A 20,268-nucleotide genomic window follows, 5' to 3' on the forward strand; every position below is an offset into this window, starting at 1 on the left:
TTACACATGGAAACAATCTTTTTAATAAAAGAACTAAGAGAAAAAGGGGTAGCGGTAAAGCTAGTCGAGAATCAGTTAGAAGTATCTCTGTTAAAAGAGAATGTGGAGGATGAGGTAGTGGAAATAGTAAGAAACAATAAAGAACAGATCATAAGTTATCTACAGTCTATTTCGATCAATAAATTTAAGGAAATACCTAAAGCAAAAGAAGCACTTAGTTATCCTGTATCTAATGCACAGTTTAGAATTTGGTTTGAGTCACAGTCGACTGCGGCTTCTACTGCCTATCATATTCCTTTTGAAGTTCAGTTAGAAGGCGATTACGATAGAAATCTTTTAGAAGAAGCCATACGTTATGTAATCAACCGACATGAGATATTACGAACCGTATTTCGCCTGAATTCAGACGAAGAAGTACAGCAGCATATTCTGTCGGTAGAGGAGTTAAATTTTAGTTTAGCTTACCAAGATTTTACAGCAGTTGAGGATTCTTTGTACCAAGTAAATCAATACATCAAGGAAGATTTAAATATCTCTTTTGATTTAGAGAATGGACCGTTGCTTAGAGCAGCTTTATTAAAATATGAAAATAATAAGTACCATTTCTATTGTAGTTTACATCACATTATCTGTGACGCTTGGTCAATTCCTATTTTAAAGAGCGAAATACTAACGGTTTATACGGCTTTACAAACGAATAAGGTGCCGGCCCTACAAGAATTAAGAATTCAATATAAAGATTATACGGTATGGAGTTTAGAAAACTTGAAAGGAGAATCTTCTTTAAAACAAAAGACCTACTGGTTAGACAAACTTTCGACTGAAACACCGATTTTAGAATTACCTGTTACCAGTACGCGCCCATCCGTAAAAACATATAATGGACAAACGCTGAAAACGTATTTTAATACCAACATTTCTAATGCGGTAAATGCCTATCAAAAAAGCAACGAAGGTTCTTTGTATATGGTCATGTTAACCACATTACATATCATGTTGGCGAAGTATAGTAGAACTAAGGATACTATTATAGGAAGTCCGTTTGCGGCCAGAGAGCATATGGATTTAAACAATCAAATTGGGTTTTATACCAATACTCTGGCAATTAGAAACAGAATAGAGCAATCAGACTCATTTGATACTTTTTTTGCGGCTGTAAAACAATCCGTATTAGAAGCACATAATAATCAGCAATATCCTTTTGAAGAAGTAGTAAGGGATTTGAATCTAAAAAAGGATGCTTCCAGAAATCCTCTTTTTGATGTGATGTTGGTGGTTTTGCCAAAAGAAGGAGCAAAAAATAGTGAACAGTTTGACAGTGAGGCCTCTTTAGATACAATTACAGTCGAAAAAAATACCACCAGTAAATTTGATTTATTAGTATATGTAGAAGAGACCGAAAATGACTTGTTATCGCTTAAGGTAGAATACAATACCGATTTGTTTGAAGAAAAATTTATAGCGCAGTTTATAACGCATTATAAAAATTTGGTTCATTTATTATTGACGCAACATACAGAAAGAATAGGAGCACTAAACTATCTTACTGAGAATGAAAGCGTACTTAAGCAGGAAGCTGAAACGGAAAAGTATTTAAAAAACTGCGTGATAGAATTTTTTGAAAATCAAGTAAAACGCACGCCTGAAAATGTAGCTGTTCAGTACGAAGATATTTCATTAACGTACAAAGAAGTAAACGAATACACCAATCAATTAGCACATTGCTTAAGAGAAAAATACAACGTAACTCCACAAACCAATGTGGGAGTAATTTTGGGACGTTCGCATTTAAATGTTCTGGCAATGATAGGCGTTATAAAAGCCGGAGGATGTTATGTTCCAATTGATCATAAATACAATGTTGAACGTAAGAAGTATATCTTAGACGATGCCGAAATAAAAACGGTAGTTTCAACAACAGATTTATTTGACGAAGAATTATCAGAAAAGGCAGCCCTAATCAATTTAGATCAATTTGTTTTTTCTGAATGGAATGGCAGTAATCTGAATATAGTAAATCAATTAGATGATCCTTCCTTTGTTATTTACACCTCAGGATCTACCGGGCACCCTAAGGGGGTTGTACAAACCCATAGAATGTTGAGTAATTTAATTCAATGGAATATTTATGATTCGGGTATAGAAGCCGGATTAAGGCATTTGCAATATACCTCCTTTAGTTTTGACGTTTCTTTACAGGATTGTTGGTTTGTGTTAAGTAGCGGAGGGATACTGTTTATAACCCCGGAATCATTGAAAACGGATTTCAGCATGCTTTTAGATTACATTGTTGTCAATGCTATCGAAGTGTTGTGTTTTCCATTTTCAGCCCTGACTAACTTTTTTGATTTTCCAAAAGAAACACTTGTTAAAAACCATAAGATAAAACACATTATATCTTCCGGTGAGCAATTATTGGTGAATAGCACCTTACAAGAATTTTTGGTGCAAAACCCTAAAGTAAAACTGCACAACCATTATGGGCCTTCCGAAACCCATGTGGTGACCAGTTTTACAATGAGTAGTGAAGAAAGCGAGATTGTAACGTATGCGCCAATAGGAAAACCTGTAGCCAATACGACTGTATACATCTTAGATAAGGATCAGCAACCGGTACCTAAAAAAGTAATAGGGGAGATCTATATTGGAGGGGAACATGTAGCGCATGGATATTTAAATTTACCTGATCTGACTAACGAGCTATTCATTGCAAATCCGTTTGAAAAAAACGAGCGTTTATACAAAACAGGAGATCTAGCCTATGAAGATTACACAGGCAATATTATTTATTTAGGCAGGAATGACAATCAAGTAAAAATTAGAGGATATAGAATCGAATTAGAAGAAATCAAAAATGTTATTCTGGTTCAGGAGCATATAAGTCAGGCTTTTGTTGATGTGGTGAATAAAGAAAATGAGCAACTGATAGTGGCTTACATTGTAACAAATGAACCCATTGACAGGCTTCACCTAAAAAAGCAATTAAGCAAGGTTCTTCTGGACTATATGTTACCTTCTCATATCATATTATTGGATGAGATTCCGCTTACATCTAACGGTAAAATCGATAAAAAAGCATTACCTGAGATTGATGACCATGCATTAGTTACTGCACAATATACAGCTCCGGAAACCATCATAGAAAAGCAATTAGCAGAAATCTGGAAAAACCTGTTGGGGGTTGATAAGATAGGAATTCACGATAATTTCTTTGAGTTAGGAGGGCATAGTCTGAGGATGCATAAGCTGTTAAATCAGATAAAGTCAGAGCTAGCTACTGAAATATCATTCGAATTGTTTTTAAGTAATCCAACTATTGAATCTGTAGCGCTACATATTGAAAATTTAAAGTCGTTACAAAATCCGGTAACATTAACAGAGAAGAAAAAAATTCTTATATAAAATGAAAGCAGCCTCTATTTTAAAAGAAATAAGATTAAAGGGTTTAGATGTGAAACTATCCGGGGAAAATCTTGAATTGATTTTTCAGGAAGAAGATATCGATAATTCGCTCATTGAACTGGTAAAAGAAAATAAAGAAAGTATTCTCGATTACTTAAAGAAAATAACATTAGTTGGTTCTCCTAATAAAATTCTTAAAGCAGCTAAAAAAGAGTTGTACCAGGTAACCTCTTCTCAATTGCGATTTTGGATTTTATGCCAAATGGAAGAGATCAATAGTGCCTACAATCTGCCTCTTGTTTTAAAACTGGAAGGGAATATAAATACCGACAAATTACAGGAGGCTGTTAATGAGCTTGTGATGCGACATGAGGTTTTAAGAACGCATTTTGTAACACAGGAAAATGGCGAAATAGCGCAAAGAATTTTAGAAGAGAGTGATTTTCAAATGGAAATCAAAAACAATTGTTCAGATGAAGAAATTAAAGTTACGGTAACTGATTTTATAAAAGCACCGTTTGAACTAAAAGAAGCTTCTTTTCTAAAAATGCTGTTACTGCACAAAAGTAACAATGAATATTATCTAGGGATTAAAATTCATCATATTATATCTGACGGAGCCTCGTTAGAAATTTTGCTGTCTGATTTAGCACAAATCTATAATAATTTAGTTTCCGAAAATTTGGTTGATTTACCGGAGCTGACGATACAATTTAAAGATTATGCCGAGTGGATTAGTGATAAAGAAAATGTAAAAAGTGAAGAAAAATATTGGTCAGAAAAATTTTCAGGAGAATTACCGGTCATTAACTTACCAACATACCAAACCCGACCATCTTTAAAGACCTATACCGGATCTAGTTATACGCATACAATAAGTCAAAAAAATCTAAAAAGCTTACGAGTGTTTTCAAGCGAAAACAAAGGAACTCTTTTTATGGCATTGATGGCTTCTGTAAATGGATTATTGTATCGATATACCTCTCAAACGGATATTATTTTAGGGACTCCTGTTTCCGGAAGAAATTATGCTGAACTTCAAAACCAAATTGGCTTGTATATTAATACGTTGCCGATACGTATGCAATTTCAGGAAGATAGTTCTTTTTTGGATTTATTCAATCAGCAAAAACAAACCTTAGAAGAAGCGTATTCAAATGCAGGTTATTCGTTTGGAGACCTGGTAAATAAACTGAATTTAACCAGAGATGTAAGCCGCTCTCCTTTATTTGATATTCTGGTGGCGCATCAACAAAAAAATGACGAATTAAGTAGTGCTGATTTGTTTTTTGAAGGGGTACAATGCTCCTTTTATAACAATTTTGAGAGTGCAGTCAGCAAGTATGACTTAACCTTTACTTTTTTTGAAGACGAAAACAATTTAAGCCTATCTATAGAGTACAATACAGATCTCTTTCAGAAAAAATTTATTGAAGACCTGGCTGTAAACTATGAAAACTTCATAGAACAAAGTGTCAAAGAGCCACAATTGCCTATTAAAAGCACCAAATATTTGGATAGTAAGCAAATAGAGGAGCTTTTAAATCAATTCAATGCAACTGCACATCAGTATGATACAAAAGAAACAATTGTTTCTTTGTTTCAAAAGCAAGCACTGCTGTTTCCTGATAAAATTGCTCTGGTATGCGAAGGAAAAGGGATGACGTATAAAGAACTTGATGAAAAATCGACAAGATTGGCGTCTTATCTTCACAAACAGAACGTATTATCCAATACTACAGTAGGGGTTTGTCTGGGGCGTTCTACAGAAATGATGATTGCTATTCTTGGAACATTGAAGTCAGGAGCTTCTTATTTGCCATTAGATCCATTTTACCCGTTGGATAGGATTGATTATATCATAGAGCACAGTAAAACAGAAATTGTTTTAACAGACCAACAGACTCAAAATATAATTTCTAAAAACGTTAAAACCATTTCCGTTGCTGCATTGGATATGGAGTCATCAGAAGAGTTTTACTTACCTGAAATTGAAAGTACATCATTGGCCTATGTTATTTATACATCAGGATCTACCGGTAAACCAAAAGGGGTAAAAGTATCCCATAGGAATCTGGTAAACTTTATGGAGGGAATGAATCTGAAGTTTAATCAGACAAGTCAGTCTGAAGTGTGGTTAGCGATGACCAGTATAAGTTTTGACATTTCAATTCTCGAATTGTTATGGACCTTAACGCGTGGAAGTAAGGTGGTACTTCATTTAGAAAGACCGGTTCCTATTCTTCCTAAACCTGCAATGGATTTCAGTTTGTTTTACTTTCCTACCGGAACAACTTCTGAAACCAATAAATACAAATTACTTATTGAAGGGGCTGGTTATGCCGATAAAAATGGGTTTGAAGCGATCTGGGTTCCGGAGAGACATTTTCATGATTTTGGAGATCAATTCCCGAATCCGTCTATAGCAGCCGCGGCAGTTTCGACCATTACAAAAAATATAAAACTTCGTTCAGGAAGTGTGGTATTGCCGCTACATGATCCTGTAAGAGTTGCCGAAGAATGGTCAATGATTGACAATTTATCGGAAGGAAGAGTAGAATTATCAATTGCTTCCGGATGGCATCCAAACGATTTTGTTTTAGCACCCAATGATTATCAGAATCGTCATCAATTGATGCATGAAAAAATTGATGTTCTAAAAAAGTTATGGAGAGGAGAATCCTTAACCCGAAAAAACGGAATAGGGAAAGACTTTGAATTTAAAATACATCCTACACCGGTACAAAAAGAACTTCCAATCTGGGTAACAGCCGCAGGAAGTGTAGAGACGTTCAAATATGCAGGACGCATTGGTGCCAATGTACTGACACATTTGTTAGGTCAGAGTATTGAAGATTTAGGAGAGAAAATAGAAGTATACAGACAAACGCTTAAAGAAAACGGATATGATCCGCAGAAAGGAAAAGTAGCATTGATGTTACATACTTATGTAGGAGATAATGTTGATGAGGTAAAGGCTATAGTAGAAGAACCCTTTAAAAATTACCTAAGGCATTCGCTGGATCTTCTAAAGCCTCTTGCAGAAGAGCAAGGGTTAAACTTAGACAGTGACCAGGACACATTATTAGATATGGGTTTTCTGAGGTTTTACAAAAGCAGTAGTTTGTTTGGAACTCCGGAAAGCTGTTTAGAAATAATAAACCGTGCTTACAATATTAATGTTGATGAAATAGCCTGTTTGATTGATTTTGGAGTAGATGAAAATAAAGTACTGGAAAATCTGGATCATTTACACAGCTTAAAAGAATTGGTAAGAAGAGCTAAAGTTCAGCATGACTTTATTGTAAATCGCATGGATAGATTGACGTCTGAAGAAGAGGCGACAACACTTATTCAGCAACATGAGGTTACACACCTGCAATCGACACCATCGTTTTACGAAGAATTTTTGTTGAATACCAAAGGAAAAGAAGCACTACAGCAAATAAAAACTCTTTTAGTTGGCGGAGAAGCATTAAAAAAAGCGCTTGCAGAAAAGTTGCTTAGTGAAGTGAATAATGATATTTATAATATGTACGGACCTACAGAGACAACTATTTGGTCTGCTGTAAAAACCGTAGCAACAAGCAACGATGTAACGTTAGGAAAGCCTATTGCCAATACAAAAATTTATATCCTGGATGCTTACAACCAGTTATGTCCGGTTGGGGTATCAGGAGAGTTATGCATAGGCGGAGATGGGGTGTCTTTAGGGTATTTGCATAATGAGGAGTTAAGCTTATCAAAATTTATCGATAGTCCTTTTGAAGACAACCAAAAAATATACAAGACAGGTGATTTGGCTTGTTGGCTTTCTAATGGAGAGCTGGTATATCAGGGAAGAATAGATAGCCAGGTAAAAATTAAAGGGCACAGAATTGAGTTAAAAGAAATAGAAAATGTAATTCTTGAGCACGAAATGGTAACTCAAAGTGCTATTTCGACTTTCGAAAACAAAGGACAAACTTTTCTTGTTGCTTATATAAAAACAGCAAGTTATACAGAAGAAGACAGGATCAAAGAATTCTTAAGATTGCGTTTGCCTCACTACATGATACCGCAATATGTAATAACACTTGATGACTTTCCGCAAACACCAAATGGCAAAATTGATTATAAAAAACTACCTCTTCCCAATGAAGAAATTAGTGTAAGTAAAAACTATGTTGCCCCAAGGAATGAAACGGAAGAAAAGCTGGCAACGTTATGGGGTGACTATTTAAAACTGGAGCAAATTAGTATTGATGATAACTTTTTTGAAATTGGAGGTAACTCAATGAAAGCATTTCAGTTACTGGTACTATTGAATACCGCTTTGAATACAGATCTAAAAATTATATCCTTTTTTCAATACCCTACGATACGAACTTTGGGTGAATACCTGAATCAGAGTAAATTATCCAATAAAGTGAAAATAGAAGAAAATGAAATGGAAGATGTTGAGGAATTGATGGATTTTATGAGCGATTTATAAGAGCAATAAAAAAACTGGCGAATTGATTGAAAAATCTAATGTTACTTACTAAATGAAAAAAGATATAGCTATAATTGGATTGTCCGGAAGGTTTCCAAAATCAGAAAATATAGAGGAGTTTTGGAAAAATCTGGTTGAAGAAAAAGAATTAATACATTTTTTTACCGACGATGAGTTGGAAGAAAAAGGTATTGATAAAAAAGTATTTACCCGTAAAAATTACATAAAAGCGGCCTCTTTTGTAGCCAATACGAATTTCTTTGACTACCCGTTTTTTAAATATACATTGGACGAAGCGAGAATAATGAATCCACAAACAAGAATGATGCATCATTTGGTTTGGGAAGCTTTAGAAGATGCGGCATGTGATATAGAGCGATATACTAAAAAAATCGGAATCTTTTTAGGTGCCAACAAGGATTTAAATTGGAGTTTATATACCTCTTTGACACATGATGTTAATGTGGATGAATTGACTAAGAGCAAGATGTCTAACCCAAATTTTATGACCTCTCTGATAGCGCATAAATTAAATTTCAAAGGACCTTGTTATTTTATTGATACTGCTTGTTCAACATCATTAAGTACGGTGCATCTGGCTTGTCGTAGTTTGCTTTTAAACGAATGCGGATCTGCCGTAGTGGGTGGTATAAGATTACTTTCAGAAAATGATTACGGCTATAAATATCAGGAAGGATCGATCATGTCAATCGACGGACATAATCGAAGTTTTGATAGTAAGTCATCGGGAACAATTGGTTCTGATGGTGCCGGTGTAGTCATTTTAAAAAGATTGGAAGAAGCGATTAAAGATAACGATACTATCTATGCCGTTATAAAAGGTTCTGCCATGAATAATGACGGAAGTGCTAAAGCCGGATATACAATGCCGAGTGTTGAGGGACAAATAGAATGTATAAAGCTGGCTCATAAGGTAGCGGGAGTTGTGCCGGAAGATATTTCTTATATAGAAGCTCATGGTACAGGGACAAAAATTGGAGATCCTATCGAAATAGAAGCTCTTAATATTGCATTTAATAATACGACTAGCCATAAGTGTGCTATTGGTACGGTAAAATCAAATATGGGGCATGCTGACGAGGCAGCAGGGATTACAGGATTAATAAAAACAGCTTTGTCGCTAAACCACAAAACGATTCCGGCAAGTTTGTATTATGAAAGTCCAAATCCAACGATCAATTTTAATGAAGGCCCGTTCTATGTAAATCATTCTTCTAAAAAATGGGAAAATGTTGATGGAAAAGCTCTTACGGCCGGTGTTAGTTCGTTGGGAATTGGCGGAACAAATATTCATGTCATTCTTCAGGAAGCACCCGTAAACGAAAATAAAAAAGTAAAATCTAGCTATAAATTAGTTCGATACTCTGCTCAAACAGAAAATGCTTTAGAGGGGTATGAAGAGAAACTTTTAAAATTTGTTGAGAATAAAAAAGAGCTAAGTATCGAAGACTTGTCTTATACCTTACAAATTGGAAGAAAACAATTTGATTTTAGAAAATATCTGGTAGTAAAAGATAGTGATGATTTGATCAGATCGCTCAAGGATAAGAATATATTTTCGACAGCTATTCCTCCTAAAAATCATGTCATCTTTATGTTTTCCGGTCAGGGAAGTCAATATGTGAATATGGGTAAAGATCTTTATGAAACCTACCCTTTATTCAAAGAAACTTTAGACCAGGGGTTAACGTATTTAAATGAATTTAACGATTTTGATTATAAAAGTATCCTGTTTAATTCCAGTGAAGTAGCGGATACGAGAATAAACGAAACGTTGTTTACGCAACCGATTCTCTTTTTGTTTGAATACGCACTCGCTCAATTACTGATTTCTTTTGGTGTTAGACCTAATTACATGATTGGTCACAGTCTGGGCGAATATGTGGCAGCTACCATTGGAGGGGTTTTTACCTTTAAAGATGCTTTGAAAATTGTCGCTAAAAGAGCGGAATTAATGTCAAAAGTGCCAAAAGGCGAGATGTTAAGCATAGGAATATCAATTAACCAAATTAAAAAAGAAATAATTGAAGGCGTTTCTGTGGCGGCAATAAATTCTCATGATTCTTTTGTTGTTTCCGGAACAGAAACAAGTATAGCTTCAGTAAAAAAACAATTAGAAAGCGAAGAAATTCCATTTGTAGTATTAAAAACCTCACATGCATTTCATTCCACAATGATGAATGAAATACTGGAAGATTTTGAAAATGAATTAAAAAGCATAACACTCCAAAAGTCTGAAATACCATTTATTTCGAACCTAACCGGAAAGTTTATAACAGATGAAGAAGCCACTTCAACAAAATATTGGTCGAATCATATAGTAGAAGCCGTACAATTCGAAAAAGGAATCAAAGAACTTATAACACGCAATAATTCTTTATTTATAGAAGTGGGGCCCGGCAGAACACTGGCAACATTCTACAAAAAGAGTCAGAATACCAATTTGGATAATGAAGTAATAACGACAATAAAACACCATAAAGAAACAGGAGATGACGAAAAGTATTTTGTAGATTTTCTAGGGCAATTATGGAGCAATGGAATAGACATTAATTGGGATGTTTATTATGAGGCAGGAAAACCAAACAGACTTTCAATTCCTACCTATGAATTTGATCGTTATGATGTTCCGTCTAAAGTAACTATAGATGAAAATTTTCTAAAGAGAGATACTTTGGAACAGAGAAAAAAAGAAATTTTTGAATCTTTCTATACGCTTTCATGGAAATATGTGCCAAGAAGTAAAAACAAAGGAACTATATTTTCTAAAGCAGAAAACTATCTTTTTTTTAATGATGGATCAGCATTTAACAATGAATTGATAAAAAAATTAAAGGCAGAGGGAAAAGCTGTAATTGAAATTATCAAAGGAGAACGGTTTGAAGAAGAAAATCCTAATAAGATAATTATAAATCCTGTTACGCCAGGAGATTTTGATGCAATTAACTCGTATTTAGGAGCAGTAAATTTCAAGTTTGATTTTATTATTTATGCTTGGGAATTATCTCCTAAAAATGCTGCGAAAGTACATAGTAATTATCAGGGCTATAACCTCAAGTATAATACGATTCTAACAATTATTAAGACTTTTAAGTTAGACGAAACAACTGAGCCTAAGAAAATAGTTGTCATTAATGATAAAAATAATATAGTTACCGGAGCTGAAAACAGTACTAATATCAATCAACATACCGATGCGATGTTAAACGTTTTAACTCAGGAGTTTGTGGATCTGTATGGTACTTCTATAGATATTGATGTAAATGATAATCTCGAAAAAACAGTTCTGGAAGTATCCGCAGAATTAGAACTGGAAACCAAATATCATAAGGTAGCCTTCAGAAATGGTCGTAGATGGATCCCGAATTACGAATCTTTAGATATAGGACAAAATGATAGTTATAGAACGTCAATCCTAAAAGAAAAGGGGAATTATTTGATTGTAGGAATGTTAGATGATATCGAATATGCTTTGGCCTCTCATCTTTTAGAGGAGTATCAGGCCAATGTAATAATCTTGTCTAATACATCTCACCAACAATGGAATGAGAAACAGAGACAATTGTATGAAAAACTAAAAGAGCATTCCGGGTCCATAACTGCTCTAAATGCTGATATAACAGATTATGAAAGTTTTTTACTGGCATTTGAAAGTATTGAAAGCGAACATGGAACTATTCATGGTATTGTGCATACGGCCAGGAATATGGATATAACAGAAATAGCATTAGTAAATAATATTACAGACCACATAATAGAAAAGCACTTTTCGCCAAGAGTAAACGGATTTTTAAATATTGAAAGAGTTACCAGAGACAAAAAAGTTGATTTTGTAAAAGTGATTTCAAGTCTGTCTTCCTTTTTAGGTGGAATATCTTATGGTGCCTATGCTTCTGCGTCTGCCTTAATGGATAGTATAGCACTGCAACAGACTAAGGCAAATTGGTCTATTATTAATCTGGATAGAGTACAGGAAGAAGAGCCTTGGATAAATCAAAAAGAATTGGTGACCATTTTTCATAACTCATTTATTTATGAGGATATAAAACAAATTATAATCTCCAAAAGGGATATTCATAAGCCAATAAGTACCAATAAAAAGGAGGTTACGCCTACAATAAATGCTGAAATAAACAGAAAAACACTTAAAACCAGCTATGCAGCACCCAAAACGGAACAGGAATTTCAAATTGTGAAACTCTTTGAGGATTTATTTGGTTTAAAAGGAGTGGGAACACAAGATGATTTTTTCTCATTAGGAGGTGATTCATTAAAAGCGATGGTGCTTATTAATTTATTGAGGAAAGAAACAGGGATCGCAATTACAATTTCTGAAATCTTTTCAAATAAAACGGTATATGACCTTTCGTTGTTAATAGAAGAGAAAAAATGGTTACAAGAAGATAAAATACAGGTTAATCAATTGATAATTTGAGGCTAAGCAATGAAAAATTTATTAAAAGAATTAAGAGAAAACGAAATTTATATTTCATTAGACGGAGAGGATTTAAAACTAAAATTTAACCAGCAGGAAATACCGCAAGAGCTTATTTCCAGAATCAGAAAAGATAAAGAGGCTTTAGTTTTATACTTAAAAGAGCAAATAACAGCTAGTGATACAGAATTGGCAATTGCTCCGGCACCGGTATCTGTTGATGGTTACGAGTTATCATCGTCACAACAGCGTCTTTGGGTATTAGATCAATTCGAAGAAGGCCTGGCTTCCTATAACATAACACATCAGGCAGAATTAAAAGGCGACTATGATATAAAGCTTTTTCAAGATGCCGTATTTGCCGTTATAGAACGTCATGAAATTTTAAGAACCGTTTTTAAAAAGAACAGTAAAGGCCAAATAGCACAATGGGTTCTGAATAGTGATGAGGTAGATTTTTTTATTGGGTATGAAGATTTTTCAAATGAAGACCAACCAATGAATGCCGTATCCTCCTATATAACAGAAGATAAAGCGAAGACATTTAATTTAGAAAAAGGACCTTTATTAAGAGCCGCAATACTTAAGACTTCATCAGATCAATATGTTTTTCATTACAATATGCATCATATTATTGGTGATGGTTGGTCTATGGGCGTATTAGCAAACGATGTCATGGCATTTTATAAAGCCTTTACGACCAAAGAAAAAGTGCAATTAGCACCGCTATCCATTCAGTACAAAGATTACGCAGCTAATCAGGTAAAAGAATTGAACAAACCGGAAAAGCAAGGGCATAAAAAATATTGGTCAGAGGTGTTGTCGGGAGAATTACCAATAATAGATTTACCAAGCAGTACAACAAGACCGCCTGTAAAAACTCAAAATGGGAATACTTTAGAGGTCTATTTGTCAAGTGAGTTAACTACTGCGCTAAAGTTTTTTACAAAAGAGCAGGAGGGGAGTTTATTTATAAGCCTACTGGCACTTTGGAATGCTTTGGTTTACAGATATACAGGACAGGATGACCTTATTATGGGGACTCCTGTGGCTGGTAGAAATCACATCGATCTGGAAAATCAAATCGGATTTTATGTAAACACCTTGGTGTTGAGAAACAAAATTAATCCGGAAGATGATTTCTTAACGCATTACAAGAAAACCAAAGAGCAGGTATTAGGTGCTTTCTCACATCAGGAATACCCATTTGATCAGATTTTAAATGACTTAAATACCAAAAGAGATATCAGTAGAAGTGCCATTTTTGATATGATGATTGCGCTTCAGAATACCGGCGAAAAAATTAAAGAGGTCTATGCTATCGAGACGAATACTATTGTAGATAAGGGTGAAGAGTTATCTAAAATGGATTTGGAAATCAACTTTGCCGAAATTGGCGATAAGTTGCTTTTTAAACTAAACTACAATACCGATATTTATAGTAAAGTCACTATTTCCGGACTAATGAAACATTTTATTCAATTGGCTGAAAATAGTATCCTGACGCCAAATGTTCCGGTAAAGTCATTGAATTATTTGAGCACATCTGAAAAAAGTCTGTTAATTAATCTTTTTAACAAAACAGAGGTCCCTTTCCCTAACGAAAAAACAATAATCGATTTATTCTCTGAGCAAGCCTTAAAATATCCTGAGAGAATTGCTTTAACGTATGAGAATTTCTCCTACACCTATAAAGAATTAGATGAATTGTCAAATCAACTTTCGCACTATTTGATTGACAACTATGTTATTCAGCAAGAAGATTTAATAGGTCTTTTAGTGGAGCGAAGCCAATGGGTGGTGATAGGAATACTGGCAATATTAAAAACCGGTGCTGCCTATCTGCCTCTAGGAATCGATTATCCGACGGAACGATTGAATTATATTAAAAAAGATAGCGGTATAAAAGTATGTATCGATGCTGAGGTGCTTGCTAAATTTGAAAAGGAGAAAGACAAATTTGCCAAGACCGGTCTTGATAAAAAGATCAATCCAAATAACTTAGCCTATGTTATTTACACCTCAGGAACAACAGGTAATCCTAAAGGTACTTTAATAGAACATCGCAACGTAGTTCGCTTATTTTACAATAGAGACTTTCAGTTCGATTTCAACGAAAATGATGTTTGGTGTCTTTTCCATTCTTATTATTTCGATTTTTCCGTTTGGGAAATTTTTGGAGCTTTATTGTTTGGTGGTAAGGTAGCGGTTGTGACAAAAGAAGATACAAAAGATTTTAATGCTTTTGCGAACTTCATATCGGAGCAAGGTGTAACTGTATTGAACCAGACGCCAACAGCTTTTAAACATCTTCAAAAAATAGTTTTAGCCTCAGATAAATCTTTTAGAACTCGTTATCTTATTTTCGGAGGAGAAGCTTTGATGACATCTTCTGTAAGAACCTGGAAAAATCAGTTCCCTGATTGTAAAATAATCAATATGTACGGTATTACAGAAACAACCGTGCATGTAACGTATAAGGAAATAACTAAAAAAGAAATTGATTCAATCGAAAGTAATATTGGACAGCCGATACCAACATTAGGCTGTGTGGTATTAGATAAATTTCAACAAATAGTGCCTTTTGGAGTCGTTGGGGAATTACATGTTTACGGAGAAGGATTGGCAAGAGCCTATCTAAATAATAAAGAGCTTACCGATACTAAGTTTGTAACTCAGGAAATTGAATCGATTGGTAACGTTAGACTGTATAAGACCGGAGATCTGGTTAAATGGTCAGAAACAGGCGATTTAATTTATCTGGGAAGAAAAGACAATCAGGTTAAAATTAGAGGGCATAGAATCGAATTAGAAGAGATAGAGCATTATTTGATTGAAAAAGAGGATATTGAAGAGGTTAAGGTCATTGTGAATAAAAACAACGAATCAGAAAATGAGTTAATTGCCTATTTCGTTTCGGGTAAAACTCAAAATACCTCGGACCTTAGAAAATACCTTGCAGCCAGAATACCGGATTATGCTATCCCTTCCTATTTTGTTCAGTTAAATGGTTTTCCTCTCACTTCGAACGGAAAAATTAGTCATAAAGATCTTCCGGATCCTAAAGATTATAAGGTAGCTACTAACGAAAATTATGCAGCAGCCAGAAATGAAACGGAACAAAAATTAGTTGAAATTTTAGCCAAGGAACTCGAAAGAAGTCAACAGGAAGTAGGAATTCACGATAACTTTTTCGACCTGGGAGCAAATTCTATTAAGCTTATCAAGATATTGAATGAGATTAACACACAGCTTAATACCACTATTAAACCTGTTTTATTATTTCAATATGCTACTATAAGTGATTTAGTGGAGCATGTATTCCATCAATCAGAAGAGGAAGATGAAATGGAGAAAGCCTCTTTTTCTGATGAAATCGATGAAATTATAGATTTTCTATAGGAACAATTTTGCGAGTGAGAGCAAATCATAATATTAAAATTTTAAACCCCGTTTTTTTTATTTATCAAAAGTAAATGCTAAAAAACAGATTGTAAATGTGCATCGTAGATTCTATCTGCTGATAAATTAATTTTTATAAAGACCTTCTTCTAATAATGGAAAGTAAATTAAATAGTGTAAGAAAAAAAGATATTGCGATTATTGGAATGTCCGGTAAGTTCCATAAGTCAGAAAATATCGAGGCTTTTTGGAATAATCTTGTAAAGGGTCAGGAACTGATTCATTTTTATAGTGATGAAGAATTAGAAAAATTGGGTATCGGCAAAGAGTTGCTAAAAAATCCTAATTACATTAAGTCAAATGCCTTTATGGACAATTCCGAAAGTTTTGATTATTCTTTTTTTGGTTATACAAAAGAAGAAGCAGAACTTATGGATCCCCAAATAAGAATCATGCACGAACAGGTTTGGTTGGCATTAGAAGATGGAGGCTATAATCTGGATCAATACAAAGAGAAAATTGGGTTGTATTTATCTGCATCAGATAACCTAAACTGGAGAGCCGAAACGTTACTAAATCCAAATAGTTCTGTAGGTTCTTTTATGACAGCGAGGCTGGCAGATGAGAATTTTATTAGTACGCTAATTTCATATAGTTTAAATTTTAAAGGGCCCAGTTATTACGTAAATACAGCCTGTTCCAGTGCCTTAACATCTTTGCATATTGCCTGCAGAAGTTTGTTGTTGAAAGAATGTTCAACGGCTTTGGCAGGTGCGGTAAGCATCAATACTACAACGGAGTACGGTTATTTGTATGAAGATGATTTGATATTTTCAAATGACGGTCACTGCAGAACATTCGACAAAGATTCCTCCGGTACTACTTTTGGAGATGGAGTGGGTGTTGTTGTTTTAAAAAGACTGGAAGATGCTTTAAATGATAAGGACCATATTTATGCCGTTATCAGAGCAACTGCCGTAAATAATGATGGTAAAAGAAAGGTAGGATATACGGCACCAAGTGTTATCGGTCAGGCGGATTGTATCAAATTAGCACATAGTTTTGCGGGAATAGCCCCTGAAGATGTCAGTTATATAGAAGCACATGGAACCGGAACCAAATTAGGAGATCCTGTTGAAATAGAAGCTTTAAACAAAGCCTTTAATTATAACACAAACCATTCTTGCGCCATTGGCTCTGTTAAATCAAATCTGGGCCATCTTGATGCGGTTGCAGGGATTGTTGGCGTTATAAAAACGGCTTTGTCACTCAAAAATAAAATGCTGCCTCCTTCTATAAATTATAACGAAGCAAACCCGGAAATCAATTTTGAATCGGGACCCTTTTATGTAAATAATACACTGCAAAAGTGGGTGTCTGCAAATGACCAATTATTAAATGCCGGTGTAAGCAGTTTTGGTATTGGAGGCACAAATGTTCATGTTGTTCTGGAAGAAGCTCCGGAATTAAAAGAGAATTTCGGTTCAAACATATACCAGTTAATTACTTTTTCTGCTAAAACCAAAACAGCGCTTAAAAATTATGAAACAGCGCTTAGAATTTTCCTGGAAAAGAAAGAAGAGGTTAAGATTCCGGCTCTGGCCTATACGCTAAACACGGGGCGTAAAGATTTCAGATACAAAAATTATATCGTTTGCAAAAATAAAGAAGAAGCGATAAATCAATTGATGCAGCTTGAGAAAGCTCCGGAGAAGACGATTGGCAATAACAAGAAAAGAAAAACAGTTTTTATGTTTTCCGGTCAGGGCAGCCAGTATTTTGGTATGGCAAAACAAGTGTATTTAGATAATTCTTTCTTTAAATCAGTAATTGACGAAGGCTTTAAAATACTAACAAAATTAACCGGAATAGACTATAGTTTAATTTTAGGATATACCGACAGCGAAACCGTTACTAAAGAACTCATTAATAATACTTTTTATACACAGCCATTATTATTTTTAGTAGAATATGCTTTTGCAAAACTCTTATTAAGATTAGGTGTTAAGCCTGATAATATGATAGGCCATAGTTTAGGAGAATATGTAGCGGCTTGTATCAGTGAGGTTTTTTCATTTGAAGATGCTCTGTATGTACTTACAAAAAGAGCGGAGTTAATGGCAAAAATCGAAGAAGGGGATATGATTGGTATTGGGGCAAATCTGGATGAGATTAACCATTTATTCCCAAAAAATGTGTCTGTTGCTGCGGTAAATACGGCAAATTCATTTGTCGCGTCCGGAACAAAAAAGGCTATTTCAGAGTTTACGGAGGTACTTATTCAAAATAACATTAGTTATGTGCCTTTAAAAACCTCTCATGCTTTTCATTCCGATATGATGGATAGTATACTTGAAGAGTACGAAGAAGTTATTAAAAAAATAACGCTTTCTTCTCCTAAATATTCCTTTATATCTAATCTGACCGCCAAAGTAATAACCAAAGAGCAGGCGACTTCAGCAAAATATTGGGTTGACCATTTAAGAGGGACAGTGAATTTCTTTGAAGGTATAAATTACTTATTACAAGAAGGCGACGGAATCTATATAGAAATTGGCCCTGGTCATACTTTGACTTCTTTTCTGAAACAAAATCAGTATTACAATTCAGATCAGATCGCTATTGATTCTATCAGGCATATAAAAAATGATGTCGATGATTATAAGTATTTTAACGAGTCTTTAGGCCGCATGTGGGAACACGGCCTTGAGGTGGACTGGGAAGCGTATTATGATTATCAAAAGCATTATAAAATACCGGCTCCTACTTATGTATTCGACAAAACAACATTACCCGTTAAAGTAAGTCCGATTTTGCAATTGATGCACAATGGAGGTGCTTTTAAAAATGCAGAAAGAAGCCTTTTCAATTCCTATTATGTAAATAATTGGAAAAAATCGTTAATCGAGATCTCAGAAAAAACTTCCGAAGAAAAAGGAGCTTATCTGATCTTTTCGAATAATGGAAAAACCATAACAGCTGCAGAAAATCTAATTCGATCGCTTGGTAACGAGGTTGTTATTGTGAACAAAGGCTCCTCGTTTGTTAAATCAGATTCCGGTATTTACAGCATCGACCCTACTAATCGTACTAATTTTCAAGAGTTGTTTGATGATTTAAAAACAAATAAAATTAAAGTTGTAAACATCGTATATAACTGGTTGACTGATTGTTCAAAGGAAGATGATGTAAATTACAACCCAATAAAGTTCTTGTACGAATTGGTAAATCAATTTTCAATAAAAGTAACTTTCTTATCTAATTTCAATACCAAAGTATTAGGAAATGAAGTAAGCAATATTGCAATGGACATCACCATAAAGACGATGGATTTATTTGACAGTAAAGAAAGACTGTTTACTACTTATACACTAGATGTAGATCAAGATCAGGATAATCCGGTACTGATTGAAAGTATAGTTAATGATATATTATTTAACGAAAAAGATAGTAGGGTTGCCTATAGAAACAACAATCGTTGGGTATCCTTTTTTGAAAACATAAAATTAAACAGTACCAAAAAAAGCACTGAATTTGAAGGAGATAAAAACTACCTGATACTTAATTCTGTAGGTGGTATTGTGAAACCGATTATAGATCACCTGTCTTCTTTATCAAATAACATCAAAGTTATAGTGCTTAGCGGTACTACTGACTCAAATGATGATCAAGCAGCTGAAAACGTAGTAAAATATCAGACCAATTTAGAGTGCCCAAAACAATTTAAAGAAACGGTTGACTTCATTATTAAAGAACATGGCAGTATTTCCGGAATACTATGTAATCCTGAACTTTGGAACGATGAGGTTGTTTTAGAGACTTTAAATGCAGCTGATTTTGCAGCTGAAGTTAAGACTAAAACGATGTTTATTGATAATCTTTACGCTGCTATCAAAAATATAGATATCGATTTTGTTTGGTTGCCTCTAAGACTTTCTTCACTAATAGAACAGTCAACCTATAGACCGGGTATTTTATCTGAAGTCTACACAACTTTATTGAAGGAACAAAAGAGCGATGAACTTAGCCATTGGATCACAGTTTACTTGGATGATTTAACCGGTAAAAAATTAACCGATGATGAAATTATTACGGTGTTTAAAAACTCATTTTTGACTAAAAATATTTCGAGTTTAGTAGTATCTCATCGTGATCTGAATCACATCATAGCAACATCTAAGAAAACCGAAGAGCCGGAAGTAAATGCTAAAAATAGTGTAGAACGTCCAATCGTAGTGACTGCCTATATCGCCCCTGAGACCAAATTGGAAGAGGAATTATGTGAGATGCTACAAGATTTCTTTAATTATGAAAAAGTTGGAATTACAGATGATTTCTTTGAGTTAGGAGGAGATTCTCTAAAAGCCATGACTTTTCTGAAACGAATTGAGAAACAATACAATATTCAATTGGATTTGCAGGATTTTTATCAGAAAGCAACGGTAAAAATGATTGCAATGGAGATCGATTTGGCGACCAAGATCCTGAATGTTCAAACAGCTAAAACTAATATGATTAAGATATAAATTATGGA

The 20,268-nt window shown here is 34.4% G+C and carries 5 protein-coding genes; all 5 read left to right on the top strand.

Features of this window, described 5'->3' with window-relative positions:
- Window positions 1-6 precede the first annotated feature (6 nt).
- The 5 genes from G3A47_RS15010 (at window position 7) to G3A47_RS15030 (ending at window position 20,260) form a co-directional block, all read left to right on the top strand.
- Window positions 7-3,402 carry a non-ribosomal peptide synthetase gene (locus tag G3A47_RS15010; RefSeq protein WP_166923724.1) on the top strand — a complete coding sequence of 1,132 codons (3,396 nt, stop codon included), beginning with the start codon at window positions 7-9 and terminating at the stop codon, window positions 3,400-3,402.
- Window position 3,403: 1 nt separating this feature from the next.
- The gene (locus G3A47_RS15015) at window positions 3,404-7,876 is read left to right on the top strand and encodes a MupA/Atu3671 family FMN-dependent luciferase-like monooxygenase (protein ID WP_166923726.1); all 4,473 of its coding nucleotides are present in this window, start codon (window positions 3,404-3,406) and stop codon (window positions 7,874-7,876) included.
- A gap of 52 nt (window positions 7,877-7,928) precedes the next feature.
- Window positions 7,929-12,332: a type I polyketide synthase gene (locus G3A47_RS15020; protein WP_166923728.1), complete on the top strand. Its 4,404-nt coding sequence runs from the start codon at window positions 7,929-7,931 to the stop codon at window positions 12,330-12,332.
- A 9-nt stretch (window positions 12,333-12,341) separates the two neighbouring features.
- Window positions 12,342-15,734: a non-ribosomal peptide synthetase gene (locus tag G3A47_RS15025; RefSeq protein ID WP_166923730.1), complete on the top strand. Its 3,393-nt coding sequence runs from the start codon at window positions 12,342-12,344 to the stop codon at window positions 15,732-15,734.
- Window positions 15,735-15,889: 155 nt separating this feature from the next.
- Window positions 15,890-20,260, top strand: coding sequence for a type I polyketide synthase (locus tag G3A47_RS15030; RefSeq protein WP_166923732.1), 4,371 nt, complete (start codon window positions 15,890-15,892; stop codon window positions 20,258-20,260).
- The last annotated feature ends 8 nt before the right edge of the window (window positions 20,261-20,268 follow it).

Origin of the sequence: Flavobacterium poyangense (genome assembly GCF_011751075.1) — a bacterium.
Classification (GTDB): Bacteria; Bacteroidota; Bacteroidia; order Flavobacteriales; family Flavobacteriaceae; genus Flavobacterium; species Flavobacterium poyangense.